Source organism: Pandoraea sp. B-6, from assembly GCF_000282835.1.
Lineage (GTDB): Bacteria > Pseudomonadota > Gammaproteobacteria > Burkholderiales > Burkholderiaceae > Pandoraea > Pandoraea cepalis.
The window spans coordinates 55735-60742 of record NZ_KB290527.1; the positions used below are offsets into that span (position 1 = coordinate 55735).

Below are 5008 nucleotides of genomic sequence, written 5' to 3' on the forward strand. Positions count from 1 at the left end.
CAAGTTCGATACGAGCCTGCCGATCTGACGCGCGGCTTTCATCCCCTTCCCATTCATTGACATCGCGTCACCTCGCCCCTTGACGCGTCGGTCGTTCTTCGTCAACAATGCAAATGATTCTTATTAACATCTTCGTCTCAAGGCCGAACCTATCCGGCCGCAGGACGTGAGATCTTTCGCCAGCCGCGCCTGCCGGCGTGTTCCCGAGTCTCGATAACGACACGCGGAACACGACGATTGCCACGAGCGCTTGCCAGCCAGCAACGGGGTTTTCTTGCTCTGGGAGCCAGCAGTGAAGCAGTCGTCAAGCGGCGGGGGCCGCGCTATTGTCATGTCAACGCGCCGGGGTGGCCGGAAATTCGGCACCCACGGCTCGATCCGATCCGAAGATTCGCAACGCGATCGTGCGCGTCGATGGCGTCTTCGCCCGCTCGCAGGGGCGGTGCTTGCTGCGTTCTGGTCGCCCGCGGTCTTCGCGCAACCGGCCTCGAGCACGGGCTCGGCCCGGTCGGTTGAGACGCTTCAACTCGCGCAAGCCTCGCCCAACACGCCCTTGCAGCTCGCTGAAGCCAATCTGCGGGAGGTGAACGTCACGGCGACGCGCACGCCGACCGAAGCGGATCGAACCCCGGCGTCGATTTCGGTCATTACCGATCAGGATCTCGAAGAACAACAAGCGCAAGACATCAAGGAGGCCCTGCGCTACGAGCCAGGCGTCACGGTGCGCCGTGCACCGTATCGACCCGCATCGGCGGCCGCCGGCGGCGGTCGCGACGGCAATTCGAGCATCAACATTCGTGGCCTCGAAGGCAACCGCGTGGCGCTCTTCGAAGACGGCATCCGCATGCCGTCCGGCTATGCGTTCGGTCCGCTCGAAGCGGGTCGCGGTGATTACATGAGCATGGACGTGCTGCGCCGCATCGAAATCCTGCGCGGCCCCGCCTCTTCGCTCTACGGCAGCGACGGGCTCACTGGCGTCGTCAACTTCCTCACCAAGGATCCGCAAGACCTGCTTGATGTCTTCGGCAAGTCGACCTACTTCTCTCTGCGTCCCTACTACAACTCGATAGACCGCAGTTTCGGCACGACCGCCCAGGCCGCGTGGGGCGGCGAGCAGTGGCAGGGCATGGTGATCGTCGACGGCAACAAGGGCCACGAACTCGACGGCAAGGGCACCAACAACTCGGCCAGCACGTCGCGCACAACGGCCAACCCGCAGGACAGCAACGGCGACTCCGTGCTCGGCAAACTGGTCTTCAAGGCCACGCCCCGCTCGACGTTCAAGCTCACGGGCGAGACCGTGCGCCGTCGGGTGGACGCGAGCGTTCTGTCGGCCATCAATCCGCCCACGACGCTGGGTCTGACCACGAGCGATCGTCTAGAACGCAACCGCGTCAGCCTCGATTACGACTTCAACGACGCGTCGCAGGCCTATGTCCAGAACGCGCACGTGCTGCTGTACTTCCAGGACGCGAAAAACAGCCAGTTCGCGTACGAGCAACGCACGGCGGGCGATCGCACGCGCGACAACACGTACAAGGAGCGCACCGTCGGCGGCGCCGTGCAGGCGGAAAGCCACTTCACGACCGGCCCGCTCGCGCACAAGTTCGTGTACGGCGCCGACGCGAGCCTCGCGTACATCACCAGCTATCGCAACGGCACCGTGCCCGGCATGGGCGAGTCGTTCCCCAACAAGGCGTTCCCGGACACCGACTACACACTGTTCGGCGCCTTCGCGCAGGACGAGATCCGCTACGGCGCGCTGAGCGTCACACCGGGCATTCGCTACGACGCCTACTGGCTCTCGCCGAAGCAGAACGATCCGCTGTATGTGTCGCAGACGGCCTCCGGCGCGCGCGTTCAACCGACTTCGTCGAACGATGGCGCGTTCTCGCCGCGCCTGGCGGTCATGTACGAGATCGCCCCTTCGCTGATTCCGTACGTGCAGTACGCACGCGGCTTCCGCACGCCAACGCCCGATCAGGTCAACAACGGCTTCTCGAATCCGATCTTCGGTTACATGTCGATCGCGAACCCGAACCTCAAGCCCGAGACGAGCGACACGTTAGAGCTGGGGTTGCGCGGACGCCTCGCCACCACGCTCGGCCCCGTCACCTACAGCACCGCCGTCTTCGCCGGCAACTACCGCAATTTCATCTCGCAGCAGAACATCAGCGGCTCGGGCCGCCCGAGCGATCCGCTCATCTATCAGTACGTGAACTACAGCCGTGCCCGCATCCAGGGCTGGGAGGGCCGCGCCACGTGGGCGCTCCAGGGCGGCGTGACGCTGCGCACGGCGATGGCCTACACACACGGCACGACGCAAAACAACGGCGCCGCCACCCAGCCGCTCAACACCGTCAATCCGTTCTCGATGGTGCTCGGCGTGCGCTACGAGCCGAACACGACGTGGTTCGCGCAAGCCGACCTGCTCTTTCAGGCCGCGAAGGCACAAAGCCAGATCGCGAAAACCTGCACCTCGGGCACGCAGCAGAGCCAGACCTGCTGGGCGCCGCCGTCGTCGGTCGTACTCGACCTGTCGGGCGGCTATCGCCTCAACAAGTCCGCGACGCTCTACGCCGGCATCTACAACGTGTTCGACCGCAAGGCCTGGAACTGGTCGGACGTGCGCGGCCTCGCCGATAGCTCAACGCTCAAGGACGCGTATTCGGCACCGGGCCGCAGCGTGGCCGTGAGCCTGAAGCTTCAGTACTGATTCGACGGCTCGAGACTCGCAACGCCGCACCCGCCATCACGCAACGAACGCAACCCCCGCCACCAAGGAATCGCCATGATGAACACGCAAACCGCTACCCCCGCCGCCCGCCCGGCGTTCCCCGCGCTCGCCGACGTCACCCGTCTGCGCAGCGACTTCCACCGCGTCAAGACCGAACGGAACCTGCGCGATCGCGACGCCGCCGCCGCCCTGGGCGTCTCCGAAGGCGAGACGGTCGCGGCGTTCGTCGGCGAGCACGTCGTGAGGCTGCGTCCCGAGTTCATCGAGATCGTCGAAGCGTTGCCCGCGCTGGGGCGCGTGATGGCGCTCACGCGCAACAACGCCGCGGTTCACGAAAAGGACGGTCAGTACGAGAAGCTCTCGCACACGGGCACCATTGGCCTGGGGCTCGGCAAAGACCTCGACCTGCGCGTCTTCTATCACCAATGGGCGTTCGGGTATGCCGTCGAAACGCCGACGGAGAACGGCCCCCGCCGCTCGTTGCAGTTCTTCGACAAGACCGGCACTGCCGTGCACAAGATGTTCCTGCGCGATCACAGCGACGCGCTTGCGTATGACGCCCTCGTCGCCCGCTTTCGCGCGAGCGACCAGACGCCGGGTCAGCACGTCGTCGCTGCCGACGCCCCGAAGGCCGAGACGCCCGACGCCGACATCGACGCCGCCGCCTTCCAGCGCGACTGGCTGGCCATGACCGACACCCATCAGTTCTTCGAACTGCTCAAGCGGCACCGAGTGTCGCGCGCCCAAGCGTTGCGTCTCGCCCCCGAAGGTCATGCGCAGCGCGTGAGGGCGGCATCGGTGCGCGCGTTGCTCGACGATGCCGCCGGCACCGCCCTGCCGATCATGGTGTTCGTCGGCAACGCGGGCATGATCCAGATCCACACGGGGCCAGTCACGACGATTCGCGTCATGGGTCCTTGGGTCAATGTGCTCGATCCGGGCTTCAACCTGCATCTGCGTGAAGACCTCGTCGACTCGGCCTGGATCGTGCGCAAGCCGACAGCAGATGGCATCGTCACCTCGCTGGAACTGCTCGATGCCTCGGGCATGGTGATCGCCATGTTCTTTGGTGAGCGCAAGCCCGGGCAGGCCGAGCGCGACGACTGGCGCGAGACGCTCGCTCGAGTGAGGCATGCGTCGCACGCGGAAGACGCACAAGGCGTCACGGAGACTTCGACGTGAACCGCCCGATCGACACACGCGGGGCCTCGCGGCGCGCGCTGTTGACCAGCAGCGCTGCGCTGGCAGCCGGCGCGTGGCTGGGCGCGCGCGTCATGACGACGCAGGCCAACGCAACGACGCCTGAGGCGCCTGGGCGAGGCGGGCCGAAGCGCGTCGTGGTCGCAGGCGGCGCACTCACCGAAATCGTCTACGCGCTCGGTGCGCAGGATCGCGTGATCGCCAACGATCTGACGAGCCTGTATCCGGAAGCGGCCACCCGGCTGCCCAAGATCGGGTACCTGCGCACCTTGTCGGCGGAAGGCGTGCTCTCGCTGCGTCCCGACCTGCTGCTCGCGGGCGCGGAAGCGGGCCCGCCCAATGTGCTGTCGCAGATCGCGGCGGCGGGCGTGCCGGTCGAGCGCTTCGTACACGGCTATACCGCCGAGCGAGTGCTCGACAACATTCGCGCCGTTGCCACCGCTCTGCGCGTGCCCAAGGACGGCGCACGTGTGGCGGACCGCTTTACCGCCGACTGGCTGCGCGTTCGCGACGACGTCGAACAACGGTATGGCATCGCGCGCCGCCCACGCGTGCTGTTCATCCTCGGCCACATGGGCAACCAGGTGATGGTGGCGGGGCAAGACACGGCGGCGCACGCCATGCTCGCCTACGCCGGTGCGGAGAATGCGTTGCGTGGCTTCACCGGCTATCGGCCGCTGACGGCGGAAGCGGCCGTCGCGGCCCAGCCCGACGTGCTGCTCACGACCACGACCGGGCCATCGCCCGCCGATCCCGCGGTAACGCTGCTCGCACAACCGGGGCTCGCGAACACACCCGCCGGACGCGCCAAACGCGTGGTGAGCTTCGATGCGCTGTATCTGCTCGGCTTCGGTCCGCGACTGCCGCTGGCGGTTGCCGATCTCGCGCTGCGCGTGCACACCGTTTGACCATGCGCCAAGGCTATCCCGAAATCCGCCATTCGCCCGTAAACGAAACTATGCCAGCCGCGCCTGCGCTACCAAAGTCGTTGCCATCACGCCCCTCTGAAGCGGGACGGCCCACGACCGTTGCCGCCACACTGCATCACACCGGCACGGTGCGACGCCGCCC

3 protein-coding genes are annotated in these 5008 nt (G+C 66.4%); all 3 read left to right on the top strand.

The features are described from left to right. Nucleotides 1–331 precede the first annotated feature (331 nt). The 3 genes from A985_RS0113085 (at nt 332) to A985_RS0113095 (ending at nt 4845) form a co-directional block, all read left to right on the top strand. Nucleotides 332–2716, top strand: coding sequence for a TonB-dependent hemoglobin/transferrin/lactoferrin family receptor (locus A985_RS0113085; RefSeq protein ID WP_017233853.1), 2385 nt, complete (start codon nt 332–334; stop codon nt 2714–2716). 75 nt (nt 2717–2791) lie between these two features. Beyond that, a complete protein-coding gene (locus tag A985_RS0113090) occupies nt 2792–3919 on the top strand; it encodes a hemin-degrading factor (protein WP_017233854.1) in 1128 nt (375 codons plus the stop codon). A 92-nt stretch (nt 3920–4011) separates the two neighbouring features. Beyond that, the gene (locus A985_RS0113095) at nt 4012–4845 is read left to right on the top strand and encodes a hemin ABC transporter substrate-binding protein (protein ID WP_369751575.1); all 834 of its coding nucleotides are present in this window, start codon (nt 4012–4014) and stop codon (nt 4843–4845) included. The last annotated feature ends 163 nt before the right edge of the window (nt 4846–5008 follow it).